The organism is Brevundimonas sp. AVps31, from assembly GCF_058681355.1.
Map to the genome: position 1 here is coordinate 2,615,490 of NZ_CM178736.1, position 24,018 is coordinate 2,639,507.

Here is a 24,018-nt window from a genome sequence, read left to right on the forward strand (position 1 = left end):
GTTTCATGCCGCAGCCGCGATTTCTGAATATCAAGGGCCTGAAAATCGCCGAGCGGTGGTTCGTACTGGCAGGCGTCGGCCTGCTGGGCGCAATCACGCTGGCGGGGCTGATCGTCACCGTTTACGCGGCGTGGCTGTTCCACGACCTGCCTGACGCGTCGGAGCTGGCGGACTACCGCCCGGCCACGGCGACCCGCGTCTACGCGGGAGACGGCACCCTGATCGGCGAGTTTTCGGACGAGCGCCGAATCTATGTGCCCTACGAGCAAATCCCGCTGCCCGTCATCCAGGCCTTCCTGTCCGCCGAGGACAGCCGGTTCTTCGAACACGGCGGGATCGACGTGTCCGGTCTCGGTCGAGCGATGTTCAAGAATGTCTTCAACGCCGCCACCGGTCGGCGGCTGGAAGGCGGCTCGACCATTACCCAGCAGGTCGCCAAGAATGTGCTGCTGACCAATGAGTCCAGCCTGAACCGCAAGGTGAAGGAAGCGATTCTGGCCAACCGCCTTGAGGCTACGCTGTCCAAGCAGCAGATCCTCGAACTGTACCTGAATGAGATCTTCCTCGGTTATCGTTCGTATGGCGTGGCGGCCGCCGCTTTCAACTATTTCGGCAAGCCGCTGGATCAGCTGACGCCGGCCGAGGCCGCCTTCCTGGCCGCGCTGCCCAAGGGACCGAATAATTATCACCCCAAACGCCACCCGGGCGCGGCCAAGGGCCGTCGCGACTGGGTGCTGGGTGAAATGGGCGAAAACGGCTTCCTGACGCCGGAGCAGGTCGCCGCCGCCCGTGCCGCACCCCTGACCACACAGGATGCGCCGCGTCGCGCCCAGTACGCCGACGCCGACTTCTTCGTGGAGGAAGCCCGCCGTCAGGCCATCCGCCAGTTCGGCGCCGAGGAGGTCAACCGCGGCGGCTACTACCTGCGCACCACGCTGGATCCGACGCTGCAGTCGGCGGCGCGCGACGCCCTGATGAAGGGGCTGGAGAACTATGACCGTCGCCACGGGTGGCGCGGGGCCTGGGGCACGACGGACTTCGCCGACGGCTGGCAGGCCGAGGCGCTGCGCGGCACCCGTCCGCCTGAGCGTCGGAGCTGGGAAGCCGCCGCCGTCGAGAACGTCGCGGGAAACAGTGTCCGCATCCGCAGCGCCAAGGATGATCGCACCGGCTATCTGCTGACCGGCGACGCGGCCTGGGCCAACGCCAACCGTCCGCTGAAGCGCGGGGACCTGATCTTCGTGGAGCCGAGCAACGGCCAGTACGCCCTGAAGCAGGTGCCGCGCGTGAACGGTGCGCTGGTCGCCATCGAGCCGCAGTCCGGCCGGGTGCTGGCGATGGTCGGCGGCTATTCCTACGCCCTGTCCAGCTTCAACCGCGCAACGCAGGCGGAGCGCCAGCCGGGCTCGGCCTTCAAGCCCTTCGTCTATGCGACGGCGCTGGAGGGGGATTACACCCCGGCCTCGATCGTGCTGGACGCCCCGATCAGCTTCGCGGGCGGCGCCAACGGCACGCGCTGGAGCCCCGAGAACTACAGTCGCGAATACTACGGCCCGCAGACCCTGCGTCGCGGTCTGGAACTGTCACGCAACGTCATGACCGTGCGCCTGGCCCAGGACATCGGCATGGCCAATGTCGTCGCCCTGTCGAAGAAGATGGGCGTGTCTGACACCCTGCAGCCCAATCTGTCGGTGTCGCTGGGGGCCGGGGAGACCACCCCCTATCGCCTGACCGCCGCCTACGCGGCCTTCGTCAACGGCGGGCGGCGGGTCAATCCCTACCTGATCGAACTGGTTCAGGACCGTGACGGCGAGACCATCTTCCGCGCCGACGACCGCCGCTGCCGCGATTGCGGCCGGGCGTTCAGCGGGCAGGAGTCGCCCCGACTGGTGCCGCGCGGCGAGCAGGTTATCGATCCGATCACCGCCTATCAGATGAGCTCCATGCTGGAAGGCGTGGTCCAGCGGGGCACCGCGGCCAGCGCCCGCGGCCTCGGGCGCTGGATTGGCGGCAAGACCGGCACGACCAATGAGTACCGCTCGGCCTGGTTCGTGGGCTTCTCCTCGGACATCGTGGTCGGGGTCTTCATCGGCTTTGACGACAACCGGCCTCTGGGTTCCGGTGAGACGGGTGCGACGGGCCCCGTGCCGGTGTTCACAGACTTCATGCGGGTCGCCCTGCGCGAGCGTCCGGCACGGCCGTTCGTGCGACCGAAGAACGCCATCTTCCGCACCGTCAACGGCATCGAGGAAGCCTTCCGTCCCGGCACCGAGCGTCGCCGCGAGGAAGAACAGGCTCCAGCCCGGGAGATTCCCACCGGGCCGCAAAACTACAATGAGGTCGTTCGCCGCGAGCAGGAGGAGGCGGCTGGTCTGCCGCCGCAAACCTCGACGCCCCAACCCAGCACCCCGCCGCCGCCCCGCAAGGAACCGGCGCAGGATCTGGATGGGCTGTATTAGGGAAGAGTGATCAGGCAGCAGGAGGTCTTCCGACTGCTGCCTGCGCACCACTCCCTGTTGCCTCAGCTCTTCCCCTTTCCCCCGGCGCGCTCTATGTCCGCGCCTCACTTTTGTATCGCAGGAGAATGCGATGAGACCGGATGTCGAGGCCATGCAGGCCGACATCGAGCAGAGCATCGCTCTGCTCAGGAGGCGTCTTTGACTGGGATGTCGCGCTTCGAAAGCTCGATGAGCTGAACGCACGCGTCGAAGATCCGACGCTGTGGGACAACCCCGAACAGGCCCAGGCCGTCAGCCGTGATCGCTCGCGGCTGGAAGCCCAGATCAACACCGTCAGGGAGATGGAGCAGGGTCTCGAGGACGGGGTCATGCTGGCGGACATGGCGGACGAGGAAGGCGATGAGGCCGCTCTGGACGGCGCACGCGCCGATCTGAAGGCGATCAAGGACCGCGCCGCCCGCGCCGAGCTGGAGGCTCTGCTGTCCGGAGAGGCCGACGGCAACGACGCCTATCTGGAAGTGAACTCCGGCGCCGGCGGCACCGAGTCCAACGACTGGGCCGGCATGTTGCTGCGCATGTACAGCCGCTGGGCCAAGGCTCACGGCTACGAGGTCGAGATTGAGGCCGAGGAATCGGGCGAACAGGCCGGTATCAAGTCGGCCACCATCCTGATCACGGGGCCGAACGCCTATGGCTGGCTGAAGTCTGAATCGGGCGTGCACCGGCTGGTCCGCATCAGCCCCTATGACGCCGCCGCCAAGCGCCATACCAGCTTCGCCTCGATCGGGGTGTCGCCAGTGGTCGATGACGCCATCGAGATCGACATCAACCCGTCCGACGTGCGCACCGACACCTATCGCGCCTCGGGGGCTGGCGGTCAGCACATCAACAAGACGGACTCCGCCGTGCGTCTGACCCACGTGCCGACCAATACGGTCGTCGCCTGTCAGGCCGGGCGTTCTCAGCACCAGAACCGCGAACAGGCGTGGAAGATGCTGCGCGCCCGTCTGTATGAGCTGGAACTCCAGCGTCGTGAGCAGGCGGCCCAGGCGCTGGCGGACGCCAAGACGGACATCGGCTGGGGTCACCAGATCCGGTCCTATGTCCTGCAGCCGTACCAGATGGTGAAGGACCTGCGGACCAACGTCGAAACCTCGGACACTCAAGGGGTTCTGGACGGCGACCTGGACGCCTTCATGGGCGCGGCGCTGGCGGCTCGCGTGGGCGAGACGCGGGGATCGACGGTCGAGTGAGGGCCGACGGCCGACGGTGTGCCGGGAAGTGGTTAGTGGCTAGTGGTTAGTGGTTCGCCGGGCCCAAGGGCTGTTCTCAGACAGGACCCGCCAGCTTCAGCCACAGCATCCACTAACCACTAGCCACTAACCACTTGGCTGCGCGGTCTTCAGAGACGGCCCACCGCCAGACCGGCCCCAAAAAGCAAAAGGCCCCGGATCGCTCCGGGGCCTTTCGTGTTTCCGGGCCGTCGTCGGACTCAGGCGGCCGGTGGCTTCATGTCGATGATCTGCGGAGCCGGTTCGACCGGGCGCGGCGCCGGAGCCGGGGCGGTGGCCTGCGGCGCCTCGCGGCGGCCTTGCAGGACGCGACCCTGGAAATAGGCGCCGATGTCGATCGACAACTGCTCGGCGGTGATGTCGCCGTCGACGTAGGCCGTGGCGATCAACTTGACCTGCTTGCCCGAAACGGCGCCGACGACGCGACCGCGCACTTCGACATAGTCGGCCGCGACATTGCCTTCGACCGCGCCGGTCTCACCGACAATCAGGCGACCGACCTTGACGTCGCCCTTCACCTGACCGTCGATCTGCAGGTCGCCGGCCCCGCCGACATTGCCTTCGAACTGCAGGTCCGACGACAGGGTCGACAGGCCGCGTGAGGGCACGGAGGGCGCGGCCGCGCGCGGCGCGACGGAGGCCTGAGCCGAGGCGGCGCCCGGAGCGGGAAGATCCGGAAGCGGCGGAATCGACGAGCCGCTGTCGGAACGCGACTGGGGCTGCGGGGCGGGGGATTTAGTCTTGTTGAACAAGTTGGTCTCCGGCTCTCATAAAGCGGGCGGGGTTTTGCGGGCGGCCATTCATCCACACCTCATAGTGCAGGTGAACGCCGGTGGAGCGTCCGGTAGTTCCCATGGCGCCGACGCGTTGGCCCAGCGCGACGCGCTGGCCCGTTTGCACGGCCATGGAGTTCAGATGGGCGAAACGGGTCTTGAAACCGCGACCATGGTCTATCTCAACGACGTTGCCATACCCTGAACGGATGCCGACAAAAGACACGATGCCGGGAGCGGTGGCGTTGATCGGAGTGTTCAGGGGGGCCGCGAAGTCCTGGCCCTGATGCACGGCGGGACGACCGTTGAACGGATCGAAGCGGACGCCGAAACCCGACGTCGTGCGCGACGCCGTGGGGCGGCGGAAGGGGAGGCCTTCGGCGGCGTCGGCCAGCCCCCGCATTTCGGACAGGTTGTCCGCGGCGTTGCGGATGCGCCGGGCGAAGGCCTCGTCCACATCCAGTACAGCGCCGAGCGCGCGCGGGTCTTGCGCGTCGATGAGCGGACCGCCGAGCGCGGTGTCGCGCGGGGCGTAGGCGGCGGGGTTCAGCCCCGCGAGCCGGAAAGCCAGCCGCAGTCGTTCCGCGCGGCTGCCGGCGACGTTCTCGGCGCGGGCGATCAAGCGCTCCTGGTCCATCCGCACGGCGACGATGCGCTGGAGCGGCGTGGTGCGGTCTGGGTCGAGGGCAGGAGCGGGCGTCAGGGCGGCCTGGGCGCCGTCAACGCCGTGGAACAGGGTCATGACCCGGGTCAGGGCGGCGTGGCGTCGCTCGACCATCTGGGCCATCTCGTCGATGGAGCCGGTGCTGCTGGTCATACGGATGACGGCGCTGTCCAGCCGGGCCTGAAGATCGGCGTTGCGGCGCTCGGCCTCGGCGCGGCTGCGAGCTACAACCTGGTCGGCGTTACTCTGATGGACCATGTCGAGGGCGAAGCCGCCCGAGGCGAGGAGGAACCATCCGCCAATCATCACAGCACCGACGACGGCCAGCATCTGCCTGCCCGGCGTCAGGGCCCAGGCCTTCACCTCGTCGCCGTCACGGAGATAGAGGTAGCGTGTGGGAAACCAGCGCCCGATCAGGGATCGCCTGCCTCCGGTGTCCTGCTCGGCCATACCCAAACGCCCCCACGCCTGACGCGCTATGAGCCACGGCCAAGCATCGGCGACAAGTCTCTTCACGACTTGTTAACCACGCTGGAGCGTCTTCGCGCGAAGAACGTCGGTATTCGCGGTGGTTATTCGCCTGTGAGGCGTATTGAGCGGGTGCGGGCCGCCGGTTGTACCTGAGCGATCAGAGCCTGATCGGTCGTCACAGCGTCTGCGCGGCGGCGAGGACTTCGGCGGCGTGGCCCTTGACGGAGACCTTGCGCCAGACCTGACGGACGACACCCTCGCCGTCGATCAGGAAGGTGGCGCGCTCGATGCCCATATACTCACGGCCATAGAGCTTCTTCTCGACCCAGACGCCGTAGCCCAAGGTCACGTCCTCAGGCTCGTCAGAGGCGAGGACGACCTTGAGCTCACGCTTCTCGGCGAAGCGGGCCAGCTTCTTGACCGGGTCGCGGGAGACGCCGATGACGACGGCGCCGGCGGCGTCGAAGTCACCGGTCAGGGCCGAGAAGTCCTGGCTCTCGGTGGTGCAGCCGGGGGTGTCGGCTTTCGGGTAGAAGTAGAGAACGACCGTCCTGCCCTTCAGGTCGGCCAGCGAAACCCGGCCGCCGTCGGCGGTGGCCATGTCGAAGGCGGGAGCCTTCATGCCTTCGGTGATCCCGGTCATCAGACGGGCCTCACCAGAACGATCTTCTTCTTGCCCGCCGCCAGCTTGAGCACGCCGTCGGCGTTGACGTCCGACGCCTCGATCAGGCGGGCGCCGTCGGCGATGGCTTCGTCGTTCAGACGCAGGCCGCCGCCCAGGGCCAGACGCCGGGCCTCGCCGTTGGAAGCCGTCAGGCCGGCCTTGGTCGTGACCGCGGCCAGCATGGCGCCGATCACTTCGTCACGGGGCAGTTCGACGGTCGGCAGATCGGCCGAGAGTTGGCCCTTCTCGAACGCGCCTTCCGCCGCAGCGCGGGCGGTCGCGGCGGCGTCCGCGCCGTGCAGCATCGTCGTGGCGGCGTCGGCCAAGGCCTTCTTGGCGTCATTGATCTGCGCGCCTTCGAGGGCTTCCAGCGCCGCGATCTCGTCCAGCGACAGGTCGGTGAACAGGCGCAGGAATTTGCCCACGTCGGCGTCGTCGGCGTTGCGCCAGAACTGCCAGTAGTCATAGGGGCTGAGCTGGTCGGCGTTCAGCCAGATGGCGCCCTGCGCCGTCTTGCCCATCTTGCCGCCCGAGGCCGTGGTCAGCAGGGGGGTGGTCAGTCCAAAGGCGCTCTTCTGGTCGACGCGGCGGACCAGATCGACGCCGGAGGTGATGTTCCCCCACTGGTCCGAACCGCCCATCTGGAGCGTGACGTTGCGGGCGCGGTTCAGCTCCAGGAAGTCCACCGACTGCATCAGCATGTAGTTGAACTCGAGGAAGGTCATCGGCTGCTCGCGCTCGAGGCGCAGCTTGACCGAGTCGAAGGCCAGCATCCGGTTGATCGTGAAATGGGTGCCGAAGTCGCGCAGGAACTCGATGTAGCCGAACTGCGAGAGCCATTCGTCATTGTTGACCATGACGGCGTCGGTGGGGCCGTCGCCGAAGGTCAGGAATTTGGCGAAGACCTGCTGGATGCCGTCGATGTTGGCCTGGATGGCTTCGTCGGTCAGCTGGGGGCGCGAGGCGTCCTTGCCGGTGGGATCGCCGACCTTGGTCGTGCCGCCGCCCATCAGGACGACCGGCTTGTGTCCGGCCTGCTGAAGCCGACGCAGCATCATGATCTGGATCAGGCTGCCGACGTGGAGCGACGGCGCGGTCGCATCGAAGCCGATGTAGGCCGTCACCACGCCGTTCGCCGCCGCCTCGTCCAGCTCGGCCGGATGGGTGATCTGATGGATGTAGCCGCGCGACTGGAGGGTGCGCAGGAAGTCGGACTTGAAGGTCGGATCGCTCATGGGGGCTCCGTTAGCAGGGAAGCCGGCGAGCGTCTTGTGAGGATTGCGCGCCGGGGAGGGCGGCGCAGGGGTTCGCTGGCCGCTCGTCAGATCGAGGGGCGGTAATACAGGCCGGTGTTGGTGGCGCGGGCGAACATGGGCCTCTGGGTAGCCTCCACCATTGACCGGCGTCAAGCGGGCGGTATCGGTGGGATCATGCGGGCTTTCCTTGAACCTCACCCCCAAACGCCCTCCGCAGTTATCGAACGGATCACGGTGGACATCAGCTGCGAGGGGCCGCGCCTGCGGCTGACCTACGTCGTGGATGGCGATACGGCGAAGGTTCTGTGGCCGGGACCGGCGACGGTCGGCCGGGCTGACGGCCTCTGGCGGCATACCTGCTTCGAGGCCTTCGTTCAGTCGGACGAGGGGTACCATGAGTTCAACCTTTCGATCTCCGGCCAATGGGCGTCGTACAGGTTCGAGGACTATCGTCAGGGCATGGCCCAGGCCGTTGAGGAAGCCGAACGGGTGAGTCTTGAGGAGCGTGGCGACTACGCAGAGGTGGGATTCCTGATCGACCTCCCCGAGGGCGCTCATCGCCTGGGCCTCTCCGCGGTGCTTGAGGACATCGACGGAGAGATCTCCTACTGGGCCTTGGCCCATCCGTCCGATAAGCCGGACTTCCATCATCCCGACTCCTTCGTTCTGGACCTGCCATGAAGTTCGGCCTCGACCGCCTGTTGTCCGATCCCGCCCTGAGCGCGCCGCTGAAGGGGCGCAGGGTGGCGCTGGTGGCGCATCCGGCGTCGACGACGCAGGACCTGACCCATGCCGTGGACGCGCTGGCGGCCCACCCGGACATCACCCTGAGCGCCGCCTTCGGGCCGCAGCACGGGATGAAGGGCGACCTGCAGGACAATATGATGGAGAGCCCGGACTATACCGATCCGGTGCACGGCATCCCGGTCTTCAGCCTGTACGGCGAGGTGCGGCGGCCTCAGGGGCAATGGATGAGCACCTTCGACGTGGTGCTGATCGACCTGCAGGACGTGGGCTGCCGCATCTACACCTTCGTGACGACCCTGCTGTACATGCTGGAAGCCGCCGCCGAGCACGGCAAGGAGGTCTGGGTGCTGGATCGGCCCAACCCCGCCGGGCGCCCGGTCGAGGGGACGACCCTGGTCGAGGGCTGGGAGAGCTTCGTCGGGGCCGGACCGATGCCGATGCGGCACGGGCTGACCTTGGGCGAGATGGGCCTGTGGTTCATCGATCACTTCAAGCTGGATGTGGCCTATCGGGTCATCGAGATGGAGGGCTGGAAGCCCGATGAAGGCCCCGGCTACGGCTGGCCGCTGAACGAACGCAGCTGGATCAACCCCAGCCCGAACGCGCCCAACGTCTCCATGACCCGAGCCTATGCCGGGACCGTCATGCTGGAAGGGGCGACCCTGTCGGAAGGGCGAGGCACGACCCGGCCGCTGGAGCTGTTCGGGGCGCCCGACATCGACGCGCGCGCCGTCATCGCCGAGATGAAGGCCTTCGCCCCGCAGTGGCTGAAGGGCTGCGTGCTGCGCGACATGTGGTTCGAGCCGACCTTCCACAAACATGTCGGGACGCTGTGCTCTGGCGTCCAGATCCACGTCGACGACCCCGCCTATGGCCATGCGGCCTTTCAGCCGTGGCGGGTGCAGGCGCTGGGCTTCAAGGCGATCCGGCGGCTGTATCCTGACTACGACCTGTGGCGCGACTTCCCCTATGAGTACGCCTTCGGCAAGCTGCCGATCGACGTGATCAATGGCGGGCCCTCCCTGCGGGAGTGGGTCGATAACCCGGCCTCGACTCCGGATGATCTGGACGCGATCGCGACCCCGGACGAGCAGGCCTGGCTGGAAACGCGCCGACCCTTCCTGCTGTACTGATGGCCGCCTCCCGCAGCCGCCTCATCGGCATGGCCTGCGGCCTGGGCGCCGGGGCCATGTGGGGGCTGGTCTTCCTGGCGCCCAAGGTCGCGCCCGACGCCTCGCCCCTGCTGATGAGCGCGGGACGGTATCTGGCCTATGGCCTGATCGCGGCCCTGTTGCTGGCGCCGCGCTGGCGGACGGTGACGGCGCTGCTGGATGCGAAGGCGTGGCGGGCGCTGGCCTGGCTGAGCCTGGCGGGGAACATCGTCTACTACCTGTTCCTGGTGCTCAGCGTGCATTTCGCGGGCGTGGCGGCCTCGGCCCTGATCGTGGGGATGGTGCCGGTGGTCGTGGCCGTCTGGGGCCTGAGGGACGCGGACGCGCCGCCTTTGCGCAAGGTCGGGCCGCCGATCCTGCTGGCCGCCTTCGCCGTGGCCCTGATCGGCTGGGAGAGCCTGTCGCGGGACGGGATGGGGCGCGACGCCACCGAGGTGTTCATCGGGCTGGGCTGCGGTCTGGCGGCGCTGTTGTGCTGGTCGGCCTATGCGGTGGGCAACAGCCGCTGGATGGCGCGCCTGCCGCGGGTCAGCGCCCATGACTGGTCGTTGCTGACGGGGGTGGTCACCGGCGGGTTCGCCCTGTTGCTGGCCGTGCCAGCCCTGCTGGGTGCCGGCGAGGCGACGGCGGACCAATGGGCGCGGCTGGCGGCGGTCAGCGTCGGCGTGGCCGTGCTGGCCTCCATTGTCGGCAACGCCTTCTGGAATCAGGCCAGCCGGCTGCTGCCGCTGTCGATGCTGGGGCAGATGATCGTGTTCGAGACCCTGTTCGCCTTCCTGTACGGCTATCTGTGGGAAGGGCGCGGGCCGACGGTCATCGAGGTTGTGGCCATGATCCTGATGGTCGTCAGCGTGGTCTGGTGCCTGCGCGCACACCGGTCGTCCGCCGTGGCGGTGGTGGAAGGCGAGCACTGACCCGTCAGACGGGAAAAAGTGCACTCGAGAAAAATGGAGTGCACATCGTGCACATTTTCTCGTGCGACGGGGCGTGGGGACGCTGCTCAACTGCAAGGGAGCGAGACGGACGGCGATGTCAAAGACCCGCGCGCAGTCTGGCATGCCGGTGCGTCAGAAATGGTCGGGTGGGTTTTGATGATCGCTTGTCATCCCGGCCGACGCGAAGCGGAGAGCCGGGACGGCGGTGTCGTAAAACCGGTCGCGCCCGGACAGCCCTGCAGGGCTGAGCCGGGCGACAGCGAGCCATGGGCTCAGGCCTTGCCCCGGATAAGCGCTGCGCGCTTTCCGGGACGGATTTGAAGGGGGGTGCGCTCGCGTCCCGGCTCTCCGCTTACGCGTCGGCCGGGATGACAAGGGGTGCGGCTTGCGCCGAATGCGGGCGGAGGAACCTCACCCTTTGGCCTTGCCGATCGCTTCGCTCTCGTGGGCTCAAGCCCTCTCCCATCGGGAGAAAGATAGGCCTCGTTCGTCGATATAATTATCTGAAAGATAAAACGAATTTTTCGGTGAAAGGTACCGTGTAGAGTTCGTGTAGATAATTCTTCACGCGGGCAACAAAAGGTGGCTGGAGTCGGCGACGGCGTCCAATGATTTGGGCCGCCTGTCTGTACTAGCGATAGAGCTTCACAAGGCGTCAGTTGAAGGCCGCCGTAGCCCCCTCTGCGCCCAAGACGCGCAAAGCCACGCCGGCTCAAGGACTGACGGTAATGGCGGACGTCCGCGCGAACCGTAATCATCCCACCCGCCTAGAACAGCGAAAGCTGTCTATTTGCCTGATCGAATGCCGTCCACTCCGGCGAACGCGATGCTTGATCGAGCCACGCTTCCACGAAGGCCCCCACACTGTCGTAACCGTCCATCGCCGCTTTGGGGGTGAAGTGCGATCTGTAGCCTGTCTCGGTGATCGGCAATGGCGCTCGCTCGGGTGAAACACTCACCACTTCCAGATGGGCCATATGGGTTCTGTCGTCATAGACCAGATAGTCGGCGTTCCACCTGATTTCGATCTCGACTCCGTTCCAGTGTGTCCGTGTGATTGAATAGTCCTTTTTCATATCCGCCTCTGGGGTTTGGGTTCGTACCGACCCTTGCCCGTCGGCGAGACTGGGGGAGCAAACGGAGCGGGAGACTTCGCGGGGACCCGGCTGCAACGAGCACCGCGAGAGAAGCTGGGCGGAAGCCTCTCCGAAGTGCGCCAGGGGCAACGCCCCGAGCTCTTCGCGATAGGGATTGCAACCCGGATGGGCTGAGATCACCGGCGCAGCCGGAAGCTCAGGGCGAAGCCTAAAGCCCGCCGCGCCTCGACGCGGATCGCCCTGCGGCTATGACTCGCTTTTCCAATCGCGTTAGTTGTAGGGTATCCTTAACGAGCGGGGGAATTATGTGGCGCGACAGTGAAACAGATCAGGATTTCCTAAATTTCACAGAGTTGGCCGAGCAAGTAGCCACTCTCGCCACTAACCCCAAGTTGTTGCCTATATCGATTGGGGTCTTCGGTACTTGGGGCACGGGAAAATCGACAGTTCTCAGCTTGGTAGAAAAGCGGCTGAAGGACTCCGATCCGAGTCCGATCATCATAAAATTTGACGCGTGGCTCTACCAAGGCTTCGACGACGCGAAAGCGGCATTGATGGAGGTCGTGGCCGAGCGCCTCCTGGAGGAAGCAAAATCGGATCAGACTCTCTTGGACAAAGCCAAGAGTTTTGCTGGCCGGGTGAACTATTTCCGCGCACTCGGAATGGCGGCTGATTTCGGAATCGGGATGGCCTTCGGCGTGCCGCCTGGACTTCTAACGAAAGCCGGCGGCGCTATTGGCTCGCTCATCGCCGGCCAAGGTGAGGCCGATGATGCCGCCACTATTCGAGATGGTGGGAAAACTGCGGCAGAGACTTGGTCGAAGCTGATCAAGCCCGAAAAAGCCCGGACTCCTCCGAAAGAGATCGCCGCGTTCCGTGAGGAGTTCGGCGAGATTGTTCTTGGCCTGGGCAGGCCTTTGGTCCTTTTCATCGACAACCTCGACCGATGCCTGCCTGACGTAGCGATCGGGACGTTGGAAGCCATCCGGCTGTTTCTGTTTATCGAGGGGACCGCATTCGTCATCGCCGCCGACGAAGACATGATCCGTCACTCCGTGACGAAGCATTTCGGCGATATCAATTCCCGGCACGTTCACGACTACCTCGATAAGGTCATCCAGGTGCCGATGCACGTTCCACAAGTAAGCGTCGAAGACGTTCGGGCTTACATGTACTCGTTGTTTGTCGGTCTTTTGGCCCCAGACCACCTACAGACCGTGCAAGCCACATTGATGCACGCCCTTCAGACGAGTTGGTCGGGGAGCACGTTCGACCGAAAAGTCATAAATGATCTCGCAGGGCAGCCAAAAGATCTCCTCGATGCGCTGGCCGTGTGCGATCGGCTGGCTCCGATTTTAGCAACGGCGCCCAATATCAACGGCAACCCGCGCATCGTGAAGCGGCTCTTGAACGCGATCACGTTACGACAGACCCTCGCTGCTTCTCGCAAGATGAACGTCGATTTGGCGACGCTTGCCAAGCTCGCGATCTTTGAACGCGGCACCGATGCCAAGGCCTCTCAGAAGCTCTACGGCCTGGTCATGGAAGAGAAGGACGCCGAGCTTCTCCTCAACGCGGAGGGCAAGATCAAAGGGAAGCGACCTGAGTTTCCGGCCGAGTGGAAGGGCTATGAGGGGTTCATCGAGAACTGGCGAGAAATGGAGCCTCATTTCGAGAATGCAGCGACTTGGCGACCAGCCGTTTTTCTCAGCCGCGATGTGATGGCCACGTCGATCAATCGCGGAGGCTTGAAGGAGGCAGCGGCGAATGCGTTGGAAGCGCTTCTCGCGGCAAACAGTGTGAACTCGCCGGCTGGCGAAAAAATTGCCGGAGATCTCTCGCCGTCTGACCAGCGTGCGGTCATGGGCGAGATTATAGGGCACCTCCGGGAGCAGGATTGGACCAAAGCCCCGGAAGGCGTCCACGGGGCCATCATCCTGGCCAAAAAATCGGCCGACGCGGCAGAAGAGCTGACAGCCTTCGTCGCCACCTTGCAGGCCGACACCATGCACAAAGCAACAGGCTTCTTACTCAAGACCGCCAAGTTGCTGCCGAAGGGGAAATAATGGGCACTTCGCAATCGAAGCCGTCGGCTCGCGGCGGTTCGCCGCTCGTGCCGTCTTGGGCAAACCAGGATCCCGTCCCAGGTGATGGGGACGGTGGCGGACCAGCGCCCGCTGCACCAAATGACGGCGCTGACGAGGTATTGGAGCCGCGGCGCAGTTCAGGCATGCGACGATCGATGAAACGGTTTCTTACGACTGGAGACCGCGCCGACGCTCGCAGAGCTCTGGGCCATTACTCCCGTGGTTCAGCCGGCGGAGGCGCCCCGGGAGCTCACCGCCTTGGGCGAGCTGCTCGAGTGGGCGGTGGCGTTCTCTCAGCCCTGTCCCAAGCGGTGGCTGGCCAACCCGTTGCGCCGAATGGGTTCGACCTTCGTTCCCTTACTGGAGGCGACGTCGGAGACGCCATCAACTCCATCGTCGACGCGTTTTGCCCACCGGGTATCGTTGACGAAGACACTATAAGAGCGGCTGTCGGCGAAGCATTAACCGAGGCGCTTGCTGGACTGGATCAGTTCGATCCTGCGGCCATCGACGACTACACCGTCTTGATCGCGACGCGCTCATTTATTGCGGAACTGGTGTTCGGCTCTGTTGTCACAGAGCAAGGCCAGTCGGCCGAAAATGTACCGCCCCAACTTGCCATCTCTCGTGAGAACGATCTGCGAGCCCTTGTTCGAGAGGTGACGGACGCTATCGCGACGCCGGCCATTCAAGCGGCGGGGACGAACCTCAGCCAAGATCGCGTCGCTGAGTTGGTCACGACGATAACGACGGCGGTCTACGGGGAAATGTCAGAATGGTAGCCACTCGCGTTGTCGCCACACCCATAGTCGCTGACGCGGTAGCCGCGCATCTCTCAAATGACACGATCGGGGTCGCGCTCTATCACGCAGGTTCATATGCCCAGCCGGGCTTAGGCGGACACCTCCACGAATCCGCCAGGAAATACCTCCCCGGCCCACCGTCGCAGACGGCCTGGGACTTCCTCTCTATCGCGATCGCCGCATTTGCGGCTGATCGCTTTGTTCTAAGGAGCGAGTCCGAGGACGGATGGACAAGAGTCATCGCTTTGGATGTTGCCGTAGCAGACGCCAACCTCTGGGAAGGTCAGCGGGCTCGGTTAGAAGGAGCGCTTCGTTTTCTGACCGGTGACATCTGGCAAATCGCGTTTCGGAGCGGTGGGTCACGGGCGCCAGCCATTCCCACCCGTCCCACAGATCGCGATGCGATCTGCCTTTTCTCCGGTGGTCTGGACAGCCTTCTCGGCGCATTGAAACTGATAGAAGATACCCGAAAGCCGTTCCTCGTCAGCCAGGGATCGACGAAGGAAGTGGGTCCTCAGATCCAACTCGCTACACAGATCGGCCTTCACAATCATCGATTTGATGGACGGGTGAACGAGCGGTGGCGAACCCCTTACGAGGGATCAACGCGCGGCCGATCTCTCATCTTCTTCGCCTATGGCGTCGTGGCTGCTTCGGCCCATGCCCTCAATGAAGTGATCGTTCCGGAGAACGGCCTCATCGCGATCAACCCACCGTTCACGCCCCGGAGAATGGGTTCGCTGAGTACGCGCACCACCCATCCGCATTTCCTATCAGAGTTGGAAGGTGTGCTTCACGGGGTCGGAGAAAACGTCCGGTTCACGAATATCTTCGAGGGTAAAACGAAGGGCGAGATGATGGCGGAATGCGCAGAACCACGGATCGCACAGCTCAGCGCCGCATCATACTCGTGCGGCAAGGGGAAGCGCCGCAACGGTCAGTGTGGTCGATGCGTGCCCTGCCTCATTCGTCGGGCGGCATTCCACAAGGCAGGCATCGCGGACGGTTCTTCGTATTACTCGGACTTGTCGCGCTCGGCGCGAAATGACGACGTGATGGCCGCAAGGATCGCGACGGCAAGGGTGCGCTCTGTTTCGCCGGCCGAGATGTCCAGGTGGGCGACGAAGTCGGGGCCGCTTCCGGCCGTGGCTGCCAGACGGCAGGAAATCACCGGTGCGGTCACAAGGGGGCTGGTCGAAATGGCAGACTTCCTTGATGGAGTGCCATGGCGCTAATCGACTTTCATTGTCACCTGGACCTGTACCCCGACCCCCAAGCCGTCGCCCAAGAGGCGGCACGGCGTGGCGCATACGTCCTGTCGGTCACGACGACCCCGAGTGCGTTTGAAGGAACCTGCAAGCTTGCTCCTGCCGGTAGCCGGATAAGGACTGCGCTCGGTCTGCATCCCGAGATCGCAGTTCAGCGTGAAAGCGAGTTAGGCCTGTTCGAAGAGCTATTGGCGCAGACAAAGTACGTAGGTGAGGTCGGTTTGGATGGGTCCAAGCCGCACCGTTCCACACTCGACCGACAGGGCGCGATCCTCTCGGAAATCCTCAGCATGTGCGCCAGGGCTGGTGGCAAGACGCTATCCCTTCACAGCCGTGGTGCGACATCTCTCCTTCTAGATGTCCTTGAGGCTGAACCTCTGGCGGGTATCCCAGTTCTCCATTGGTTCAGCGGCACGGAGCGGGAAACAGAGCGAGCGGCGGAGATGGGATGTTGGTTTTCTATCGGTGTGCCAATGCTGAGATCCGAAAGAGGCCGGCGAGCGGTCGCCAAGATGCCTCTTGATCGCGTCCTTCCAGAAACCGATGGGCCGTTTGGCATGGTCAACGGTCAGCCTTGTTATCCCTGGGAAACGATGAGCGTCATATCTCTACTCGAACCCATCTGGCGTCTAAGTCAGGTAGACATATCAGAGCAAATCGTCTCGAATTTTCGCCACCTGTCGTTTGAGGCGAACTTCTCGGCCGCTGTCGAAGTTTGAAGCCATCACGCCATATTGACCACCCATTCCCCCAGCGCAGCGTGTGGTGGAGTCTGGACGCGTCCAGGAGATTTTCCGACTATTCAACGAGGATCAGCGACTCCGGTCTCGGTCATATGGGCGATCATCATACCAGCCGCCGCGTACCCGCTCTCGTTCCTTCCCAGCGTTTTGGCCGTCCACGCGGCGGTCTTCTCCGACTAGGCTTCGTCCTCGATCCCCCGCCGCTCGATTGTCACTAGCTCCGTGACGTTCGGCGAAGGCGGTGAGGTAGTTCAAGGCGACGTCTTTTGATCCGTCGCGTCCCAACGACTCCGCGAGACGAGCCGGGGTCGCGAAGGCATCGCGGCCGTAGTGCAGTGACATCCCATCTCGATGCCGGGTCATTGCGACGTTGGCTGCCTGCCGGTCCATGTGGGGTGTGGCGAGGACATGGGCGTGATCGACGGTCACGCCTTGAGACTTGTGAACGGTGGCGGCGTAGCCATGGTCGATGTCGGGGTAAGATTTGGGATCAAACGAAACCCTGTCTCCCCGATCAAGTCGCACTGTCATGCTGTTGGGGCCGACGGCTTCGACCTCTCCCAGCGAACCGTTTTTCACTCCGATCGACTTTTCGTTTCGGAGGAACATGATCCTGTCACCGGAGGCGAACGGCTTCGCTCCCCGTGTCGTTTCGGTCTCTCGGTCCGGTCCGAGGGCCCCAACTTCCTGAAGCTTGCTTCTCGCCAGCGTGTTCAATTCGGCCACGTCGCTTCGCTTGTAGGCGAGCATGATCTGACTGGCGTCAGGCTCCTTTTCGCGGGTCTTCGCCCATCCAGCGACGACGGCGGCTTGAGCGTCCGCGTGTGAGGCGTGGTCTGTGACCATCCCGACCGCTGCGTACCGGTTGATCGCCTGGCTCGTGCGGCCGGTCGCCAATTCCCGCGTCGCCTGCTGCTGCCAGTCGGTGTGCTGGCGCCGCACCTCGGTGATCTCGGCCGCTCCGTGGCGTTCCGCCAGTGCCCTGAAGGCTGCTCCCGCTTCGATGGCCTGAAGCTGCTCCGGGTCGCCCACCATCACGATCTTCGCGCCGGCGGCTTCCGCATGTTCGACGACGCGCTGCATTTGTCGCGACCCAACCAGACCAGCCTCGTCGATGACGAGCACATCGTTGGACGAAAGTCCGGCCCGGCCGCGCGCCCAAGAATGCTCGAGGCTGGCGATCGTCCGTGATGGAATGCCAGATCCTCCCTCAAGGCTTTCTGCGGCGATACCGGAAAGCGCCGCGCCTTGGACTCTGAACCCGCTCTTTTCCCATGCCTCTCGGGCGGCGCCGAGCATGGCGCTCTTGCCGCTCCCCGCGTAGCCCACGACCAAAGCCAGGTCGCCACTGCCTGTCACATGTTCGAGCGCGTCCCGCTGCTCGCCCGCGATATCCAGTCCGCGCACCTTCGCGCTCTCGACCGCCTTCTCGACGAAGGATTCAGGAACGCGATGGCCGTCGGTCTCAGACAGTCGTGCCGCTGACCGCTCCAGGTGCTGCTCGACAGCGAGCATCTGGCGACTGGTGAACCGTTGGCGACCGTCACCATCCTGGCCCAGCGCGACCAAATCCGGAGAGCATTGAATGGCGCTGACGACATGGTCGAACTGTTCCTTTCCGTCGGAGTGCCGGTGAGCGAAACGCGCTATGTCGTGGTGTGTGAAAGTCGATTGCTGACGGGTGATCGCGTCCAGCGCGACCCGAGGATTTTCAGCGATGATCTCGCCGTTCTGCCGAGCAATCTCTCGATGGTCGGCGGCCCGCTCCGCCGCTTCACCTCGATACTCTCTGCGCGCGCCAGCCGGACCGATCTTGTCTTGGGGTTCGAGTTCGATCCCCTGATCCTTGAACGAGCGATGATCGATGCGGGCATCGATATCCAGCCGCGCAAGCCGCTCGTTTGCGTGGTCGCCCCAAGCCTCGCGCCAGTGCTTCAGAAGTTCGACGTCGTTCCACTCACGGACCTTTGGTCCGAACCCCTGTTCTCCGGCTTCTCGCATGGTGAGCATCACGTGGGCATGCGGCTTAGGTGAACCGTCGGCCGCCGTGTCCCAGTGGACGTTCAAATCTGCGACCATCCCCCGATCGACGAACTCTCGTTGGACAAATGATCGGGCCAGATCGACAGCGTCGTCCCGATCCATTTCGCGCGGGATTGAAAACTCCACCTCGCGGGCGAGCTGCGCATCCTTTCGCTTCTCTCCAGCCTCGACCTCATTCCAGAGGGTCTCTCGATCTTTCCAGCGGTTGGGCGATTGCTCCGGCGCGAGAATCTCTGAATGAATGACCCCTGCCTTGTTCGTGAAGTCATGAGGTCGATCCAGCCTGTCGTCGTGCAAGCGCGACGCAGCACGGTAGGCAGCCGCAGCAACCGCGCTGGATCCGGTCGCACGGGAGATCACTTTCGCAGAGAAGTGATAGATCGCCACCGGCGTCCCCTCATCCTCAGCAGCAACGTCGGCACGACGTATAAGCGCGCACTTCCAACAAGCGTTTGAAAGTGACTGGCTCTACGACCGTAAACTCCCGGATGCGACAAAGAGCAAATTACATGCTAGGGTTTCACGGCAAGTTGTAGTTTCAGGTGTGGGCGATCCCATGCGTAAACCACGAGATATCGACGCCGAAATCCAAGCGCTTGAGGCGAAGGCGAAAACGCTAAGAGCGCAGAAAATCGAGCAGCTCGGCGAACTGGTTGTGGCGACCGGGGCCGATGCTCTTGAGCTCGATGTTCTCACCGGCGCGCTGTTAGCCGTCCGAACCAATGAGAACGATGAGGACAGGGAGGCGTGGCGTCAGCGGGGCGCCGCCTTCTTTCAAGCAGGTCGCGGGCGGCGAAAAACTCCGTCGTAGAGCGGCCAAAAACACGTTCGCACTTCATCGAGTCCGCTCCTCTATGAATCGGGCTCTGGCTTTGCGGGCGCGACTGGATACTCGGAGCTGGGTGATGGAGCGTCGCAAGCGAACTCGGGAGCTCATTGAGCTCGGCGGGCTTGTCCAGAAATCAGGTCTGGCTGAGCGCATCAGCGATGATCGGGCGGCATTGCTGGGCGCCCTCCTGACCCTGGTCGAAACCTTGGACGATGACCGGGGCGCCGACCTCCTGTTGCTCTGGCGGCGACGGGGCAAGCGCGCCTTCGAAATGGGGGCCGTGCCGAAAGCGACGGAGGCTCCATGAAGGCCCTCAAACTCATCGGCCTGGTCATTCTGGGCTATGTGATCGGTAACCTTGTGGGGAACGTCGCTCTCGCCGGATTGGGTGCCAGTGGAACCATGGTGACGGGAGTACTGCGCTCCATGGTGATGCTGGGCTCAGGCCTTACAGGCGCAGCCTCGGCATTTCTGATTTGGCGGGGCCCCAGGAGCGAAGCGGTCCCCGATGTGCATGGGTCCGCTCGGTTTGGGGGTGAGAAGGAACAGCGTGACCTCGTCCGTATCGACGACGGTTTGATCGTCGGTCGCTCACACCGTGGCGGCTTGATGCGATACTCCGGAAGTTCACATCTTCTGACGGTCGCGCCGACCCGATCAGGGAAGGGTGTCGGTGCGATAATCCCGAACTTGCTGACCCTCCGTCGTTCGATCCTCTGCATCGATCCGAAAGGGGAGAACGCTCGCATCGCATCGCGAGCTCGCTCTGCTCTGGGGTCCGTCTTCGTCCTCGATCCTTTCGAGATTTCCGGAGTGGCTGGCGGTTGTTTCAACCCGCTGGCCGAACTGGAACCTGACAGTGTCGATCTGGCGGAGGATGTGGCGGCAGTGGCCGACGCGCTTGTCTACGATCTTCCGGGACAGGTCGGTGAAGCTCACTGGAACGAGGAGGCGAAGGCGCTGATCGCCGGTCTGATCCTTCACGTCGTGACAACAGCCGGACCCAAGCAGCGCAACCTGGCCACCGTGCGCGATCTGCTGACCACCACGCCCCAACGGTTCGAACAAGTCCTGAAGACAATGCAGGCGAGCCTCGCCGCCAACGACCTCGTAGCACGGTCCGCGAACCGTCATTTGTCCAAGAGCGATCGTGAGGCCGCAGGGGTGTTGTCGGCCGCCCAGCGGCACACTCATTTTCTCGACAGCCCCCGAATGACCAAGACGCTGAGCCATTCGGACTTCAAGCTGAGCGACCTACAAAGCCAACTGACAACCGTGTTCGTCGTCCTTCCGCCAGATCGGCTTGGGACGCACGCTCGCTGGCTTAGACTGCTCGTCGTACAGGCGATCAATGAACTTGCGAGATCGACCCCAGACAACCGTCCGCGACAGTCGGTTCTGCTACTGCTCGACGAGTTTGCCGCTCTGGGCCGTCTTGAACCCATTGAGCGGGCCTTCGGATTGATGGCCGGTTATGGGGTCCAGCTCTGGGCGATCCTTCAGGACATGCACCAACTCAGGAGTCTTTATGGCGAGCGCGCCGGGACGTTCTTGTCGAACGCGGGGTTGACCCAAATTTTCAATGTCTCAGACATCGACACGGCAACTTGGGTGTCCCGGACGCTGGGTGCAGAAACCCAATCCTATGTGACGACCGGCAGCACGGTCAGCGATGCGCCCGGCCAATGGCGAGCAAACCGGAGCTACTCCAGCAATCTGAACCTTACCCGGCGGGATCTCCTCACCCCGGACGAGGTGATGCGTGTCAGTGACGAGGAGTTGCTCCTCCTCAGGCCGGGCGCTTTGCCGCTCGTGGCTAGAAAAATCCGTTATTTCGCCGATCCAGAATTCGCGGGACTGTTCGATGAATAGGCGCGGTTCTGACAAGGGGCTTCGCGAAGAGCGCGCGGTCGAGCGGTCTTCGCAGAAACTGAAGCGACCCCGGACCAGCCTGCACCATCTGCCAGAGGGCAAGCAGGAAGAGATCGCGTGGGTGCGGAGCCTGATCTTCGAGGAGTTCGCTAGAGCGATCTCGCAGCGAAAAGCTGAGGGCATCCGAGACGGCAAAATTCTGAAGCTCATTCTGCATGGCGCCTATACGTCCGGTGCCTGGGTAGACGATCCAGCAGGGGCATATTTCGCTGACTTTGAGTTCCTAGTGGTAGTCAGCAATGACCGACTGGCCGATGTGGGGGAGTTCTGGTCCGACTGTGAGAGGAAGCTCCTGTTCGCGGCGGCCGACCGTGTGAACCTTCGGACCCAGGTGAGGCTGTCGATCCAAAGCATCGATGCGATCAACGGTCAGATCGAACAGGGGACGCCCTACTTCAAGGACATCCTTGAGCGCGGCGTACTTCTGCACGACACACCCGAGCACCCGTTCTCTCAATACAGCGCCCCACGATCGGAAGATCTGGAAGCGGATGCCGAGTTGCATCTTGAGGAGGGTATGGCCCTGCTTGAAGAGTTTCTCGGGTCGGCGAAACTTTCAATCGCCAACCGTTGGTGCCGCAAGGCGGCGTTCGACCTGCACCAGGCCACGGAGCGTCTCTACAATATCGTGTTGTTGGTCTTCACGGGCTACACGCCGCACACCCATAATCTTGTGCAGCTGCGGAGGCTCGCGGAGCCCTTGGACAAGAGGCTGGCCAGCGTTTGGCCCTCGGACCTGAGAGAGCAGCGGAGATGCTTCGAGCTCCTGCGAGGTGCCTATATCAAGGCCCGGTACAATCGACATTACCGCGTCACCGACGATGAGCTTCGGTGGTTGCACGGCCAGGTCGAGTACTTTGTCGATCTGGTGGACGAGATATGCTGGGAGCGGATCGAAGGCTTGTCGCATGAGCGTCGGGCTAAGCGAGCTTCCATGCACGAGCCGACCCAGCAGATCATCGCGAACTACTTCGCGGCGAGGGCGATGCACCCCGGCTCGATCGTGGACCAACGTCTGCTGCCCCATTCAAAGCCCGAAATCAAAGAAGCGATCCTTACGGCTCTTTGCGAGACCGATGATCTTGAGGCCGTTCGGAAGCTGACCGAAGGCTTCGTGGGGTTGGCTGATTGGCTTCTCATGAACGACGAAGAGCTCGCGGTGCTGAAGGCACACGAGCGACCTGCCGTCGAACCCAGCGTGTCTCACCTTGCCAAGTACAGGCGATTGGCCAACCGCGTCACCGCCAACACCATCGTTCTCGGCGCCGAGCTTGAAAGGGCTATGCGGCGAACTTCGCGTGCTACTGATCGCTTGTGATGGAGTCCGTCCGGCGTGAGCCATTCCGGTGGCGGGACGTCTCAAGGGGCGCATCCGATGCCAGCCGAAAACGAGCCTGCTGACCCTTCCCGCAAACGTGCGGCTCAGTATCTCCGGATGTCCACGGACCAGCAACGGTACTCGCTGGAAAGCCAAGCTGCACTGATCGCGGGCTACTGCCAACGAGAAGGGTATGAGGTTGTGGCGACATATGAAGACGCCGCTTGCACGGGCGTCACCGCCGCGAAGCGGATAGGTCTTCAATCCTTGCTCCGGGATGTCCTCGCCGGTGCCTCGTTTACCACTGTGCTCGTCTTGGATGTCAGCCGGTGGGGAAGGTTTCAGAACCCCGACGAAGCCGCGCACTACGAGTTTCTATGTCGGGAGGCTGGCGTGCGGGTCCGCTATTGCGCGGAGTCATTTGAGGATGATGATTCGCCCACCGCAGCCCTCATGAAGGGCGTCAAGCGGGTGATGGCGGCCGAGTACAGCCGTCAACTTTCGGATCGCTGTCGCGCGGGCATTCGGCGTCATATGTTGGCCGGGGGGAAGGGCGGCGGACATCCTCCTTACGGATTTGCCCGACAAGCCTTTAACCCTGACGGTTCACCCGGACCGGTCCTGAGTCCCGGCGAAAGACGACCACGGGTGGAGCAGACCGTCAGGCTCGTGCAGGGTCCGGAGCTCGAGAGACAGACGCTAAAGAGAATATTCCAGCTCTTCGTTCGGGATATGCGGGGAGTTACTGAGATCGCTCACGTTCTGAATGCAGAAGGTGTCCCCTATCGCCGCGCGGGTCCATGGGATGAAATCCGGGTCAAAGCGATACTCAAGAATGAAATCGCGATCGGTATGTATGCCTTCAATCGCGGGTCTTGGTACTTTGGAAAGCCCGGGCCCAGGACTGCGCCATCAGACTGGCTTCGGATCCGGGTAACCCCCCCGATCGTCTCGCCGTCACTCTTCGCGGCCGCGCAGTCGAAGTTCAAAATTCTGAAGGGGAATATTTGGACCGACGACGAGATGATCGGAAAACTTCGTCGGCTGTTGCGGAAGCACGGCCATCTCAGCAGGAGGCTGATTGATGGATCTCCACATGTGCAGGGAGCTCCAGCCTACATTCGAAGGTTCGGATCGATGTCTGCGGCTTACCGGCTTGCAGGTTATGAGCCCGCTGCTCGTTTTCGCGAGCACGTCGATAAGGCTGGTTTGGAGCCGGAGGAGATTGTCGTTCGCCTTCGGACGCTGCTGGCGGAAAAGGGCTACCTCAACTCTTTTTTGATCGAGCAATGCCCTCACTTGCCGTCTGTGGCGTCGATCAAGAAGCGGCTAGGTGGGTTGACGGAGGCCTATCAGCTCGCCGGCTTCAATCTGACGCGAAAAGAAATGCTAGTTGCCGCCCATGAGCGCCGCCGACGAGCACCGGCACGCCTATCGTCGAGTTAGATAGGCGGCGGCGTATGCA

Annotated in this window: 20 protein-coding genes; 14 read left to right on the plus strand and 6 right to left on the minus strand. The window is 63.4% G+C overall.

Translation table 11 applies throughout. The annotated features are described in order from the left end of the window. Positions 1–5: 5 nt before the first annotated feature. Together ACW174_RS12760 and prfB are read left to right on the plus strand one after the other, a co-directional pair. Complete coding sequence (locus ACW174_RS12760; protein ID WP_492014811.1) at positions 6–2,459, plus strand: penicillin-binding protein 1A; 2,454 nt, start codon at positions 6–8, stop codon at positions 2,457–2,459. 130 nt (positions 2,460–2,589) lie between these two features. Next, positions 2,590–3,712, plus strand: a protein-coding gene (gene prfB / locus ACW174_RS12765) for a peptide chain release factor 2 (RefSeq protein WP_492014812.1) whose coding sequence is annotated in 2 segments (ribosomal slippage) — positions 2,590–2,658 and positions 2,660–3,712 — 1,122 coding nt in all. Because the reading frame shifts where the segments join, the coding sequence is not laid out codon by codon here. Between the two features lie 239 nt (positions 3,713–3,951). Here the strand turns inward: prfB and ACW174_RS12770 are convergent. The 4 genes from ACW174_RS12770 to tyrS form a co-directional block, all read right to left on the minus strand. Then, complete coding sequence (locus tag ACW174_RS12770; RefSeq protein WP_492014813.1) at positions 3,952–4,503, minus strand: bactofilin family protein; 552 nt, start codon at positions 4,501–4,503, stop codon at positions 3,952–3,954. Beyond that, positions 4,487–5,638, minus strand: a complete 1,152-nt coding sequence (locus ACW174_RS12775) for a M23 family metallopeptidase (RefSeq protein WP_492014814.1) — start codon at positions 5,636–5,638, stop codon at positions 4,487–4,489. Before ACW174_RS12775 ends, ACW174_RS12770 begins: the two co-directional genes overlap by 17 nt. 196 nt (positions 5,639–5,834) lie before the next feature. Continuing rightward, positions 5,835–6,302, minus strand: a complete 468-nt coding sequence (bcp, locus tag ACW174_RS12780) for a thioredoxin-dependent thiol peroxidase (protein ID WP_492014816.1) — start codon at positions 6,300–6,302, stop codon at positions 5,835–5,837. Then, positions 6,302–7,558: a tyrosine--tRNA ligase gene (tyrS, locus tag ACW174_RS12785; RefSeq protein ID WP_492014817.1), complete on the minus strand. Its 1,257-nt coding sequence runs from the start codon at positions 7,556–7,558 to the stop codon at positions 6,302–6,304. The genes bcp and tyrS overlap by 1 nt, the downstream gene beginning before the upstream one ends. A 195-nt stretch (positions 7,559–7,753) precedes the next feature. On the opposite strand from tyrS, the gene ACW174_RS12790 reads away from it, so the two are divergent. The 3 genes from ACW174_RS12790 to ACW174_RS12800 are packed head-to-tail and all read left to right on the plus strand — an operon-like array spanning position 7,754 to position 10,412. Then, complete coding sequence (locus ACW174_RS12790) at positions 7,754–8,260, plus strand: DOMON-like domain-containing protein (protein WP_492014818.1); 507 nt, start codon at positions 7,754–7,756, stop codon at positions 8,258–8,260. Beyond that, a complete protein-coding gene (locus tag ACW174_RS12795) occupies positions 8,257–9,459 on the plus strand; it encodes an exo-beta-N-acetylmuramidase NamZ family protein (RefSeq protein ID WP_492014820.1) in 1,203 nt (400 codons plus the stop codon). The genes ACW174_RS12790 and ACW174_RS12795 overlap by 4 nt, the downstream gene beginning before the upstream one ends. Beyond that, positions 9,459–10,412 (plus strand): DMT family transporter, encoded by a 954-nt coding sequence (locus tag ACW174_RS12800; RefSeq protein ID WP_492014822.1) that lies wholly within the window; start codon positions 9,459–9,461, stop codon positions 10,410–10,412. The genes ACW174_RS12795 and ACW174_RS12800 overlap by 1 nt, the downstream gene beginning before the upstream one ends. Positions 10,413–11,200: 788 nt before the next feature. On the opposite strand, the gene ACW174_RS12805 is transcribed toward ACW174_RS12800, so the two are convergent. Further along, positions 11,201–11,509: a hypothetical protein gene (locus tag ACW174_RS12805; protein ID WP_492014823.1), complete on the minus strand. Its 309-nt coding sequence runs from the start codon at positions 11,507–11,509 to the stop codon at positions 11,201–11,203. Positions 11,510–11,835: 326 nt separating this feature from the next. Here ACW174_RS12805 and ACW174_RS12810 point away from each other — a divergent pair, with 326 nt between their 5' ends. The 4 genes from ACW174_RS12810 (at position 11,836) to qatD (ending at position 16,407) form a co-directional block, all read left to right on the plus strand. After that, on the plus strand, positions 11,836–13,596 hold the full coding sequence (locus ACW174_RS12810) for a KAP family P-loop NTPase fold protein (protein ID WP_492014824.1): 1,761 nt from the start codon (positions 11,836–11,838) through the stop codon (positions 13,594–13,596). 296 nt (positions 13,597–13,892) lie between these two features. Beyond that, positions 13,893–14,399 (plus strand): Qat anti-phage system associated protein QatB, encoded by a 507-nt coding sequence (locus ACW174_RS12815; RefSeq protein ID WP_492014825.1) that lies wholly within the window; start codon positions 13,893–13,895, stop codon positions 14,397–14,399. Next, positions 14,393–15,655: a Qat anti-phage system QueC-like protein QatC gene (gene qatC, locus ACW174_RS12820; RefSeq protein ID WP_492014826.1), complete on the plus strand. Its 1,263-nt coding sequence runs from the start codon at positions 14,393–14,395 to the stop codon at positions 15,653–15,655. Before ACW174_RS12815 ends, qatC begins: the two co-directional genes overlap by 7 nt. After that, the gene (gene qatD, locus ACW174_RS12825; RefSeq protein ID WP_492014827.1) at positions 15,646–16,407 is read left to right on the plus strand and encodes a Qat anti-phage system TatD family nuclease QatD; all 762 of its coding nucleotides are present in this window, start codon (positions 15,646–15,648) and stop codon (positions 16,405–16,407) included. Before qatC ends, qatD begins: the two co-directional genes overlap by 10 nt. Before the next feature lie 93 nt (positions 16,408–16,500). Here the strand turns inward: qatD and traA are convergent, their stop codons facing one another. After that, on the minus strand, positions 16,501–18,861 hold the full coding sequence (traA, locus tag ACW174_RS12830) for a Ti-type conjugative transfer relaxase TraA (RefSeq protein ID WP_492014828.1): 2,361 nt from the start codon (positions 18,859–18,861) through the stop codon (positions 16,501–16,503). A gap of 169 nt (positions 18,862–19,030) precedes the next feature. Between traA and ACW174_RS12835 the strand changes: the two genes are divergently transcribed. From ACW174_RS12835 to ACW174_RS12855, 5 genes are all read left to right on the plus strand, one after another. After that, positions 19,031–19,285, plus strand: coding sequence for a conjugal transfer protein TraD (locus tag ACW174_RS12835; RefSeq protein ID WP_492014829.1), 255 nt, complete (start codon positions 19,031–19,033; stop codon positions 19,283–19,285). A 94-nt stretch (positions 19,286–19,379) separates the two neighbouring features. After that, positions 19,380–19,610, plus strand: coding sequence for a conjugal transfer protein TraD (locus ACW174_RS12840; RefSeq protein WP_492014830.1), 231 nt, complete (start codon positions 19,380–19,382; stop codon positions 19,608–19,610). Then, entirely contained in the window at positions 19,607–21,175 is a 1,569-nt protein-coding gene (locus ACW174_RS12845) for a type IV secretory system conjugative DNA transfer family protein (RefSeq protein WP_492014831.1), read from the plus strand. The genes ACW174_RS12840 and ACW174_RS12845 overlap by 4 nt, the downstream gene beginning before the upstream one ends. After that, positions 21,168–22,553 carry a HEPN domain-containing protein gene (locus ACW174_RS12850; protein ID WP_492014832.1) on the plus strand — a complete coding sequence of 462 codons (1,386 nt, stop codon included), beginning with the start codon at positions 21,168–21,170 and terminating at the stop codon, positions 22,551–22,553. The genes ACW174_RS12845 and ACW174_RS12850 overlap by 8 nt, the downstream gene beginning before the upstream one ends. A gap of 117 nt (positions 22,554–22,670) precedes the next feature. Continuing rightward, positions 22,671–23,999, plus strand: coding sequence for a recombinase family protein (locus ACW174_RS12855; protein WP_492014833.1), 1,329 nt, complete (start codon positions 22,671–22,673; stop codon positions 23,997–23,999). The last annotated feature ends 19 nt before the right edge of the window (positions 24,000–24,018 follow it).